We start from the raw sequence: 457 nt of genomic DNA, 5'->3' as shown, positions 1-457 counted from the left end.
CATTACATGTCCTTTTTAGCGTTTTCCCAATAATTTACGCATTAAGCGCTGCAACAAACCGCGTGGCTGTTCTTGCGAAGGACCTGCCACTTTTTCTGCATCTTTAACCATCTGGCTGTCAGGCACATCACTATTAACACTAACATGTTCAGACATATTGGCATGCTGATTAGCCTGATTTGGAGCATATTCGCTATCTGTTGCCAAAAAGCCTGTTACAGAAGTTGCCGCCAAATAATTCAAGATATCCGGCATTTCCAAAGGCATAACTTTATAGAGAATATTCAAGTTGACTGATGTCTTAGTTAAAAACGCAGATAACCTCATAGACTCAGGAACAGGAGCCAGTCTAGTCAAATTAGGCCAACGCTTTAAAGTAAAGATCGTTTGGGGAGTCATCGGATAAATCAATCTTCCCTGAGCAGTCCAAATTGCCATCTGCCACAAACAAGACATA

General features: G+C 41.4%; 1 pseudogene. It reads right to left on the bottom strand.

Features of this window, described 5'->3' with window-relative positions:
• Positions 1-15 precede the first annotated feature (15 nt).
• Positions 16-457: pseudogene (locus ACTHUR_RS20450) on the bottom strand (response regulator); the annotation flags it as partial.

The organism is Neisseria sp. P0021.S007, from assembly GCF_051956855.1.
Note: the sequence above shows the minus strand (reverse complement) of the source record. Positions and strands in the feature narration are given on the sequence as shown.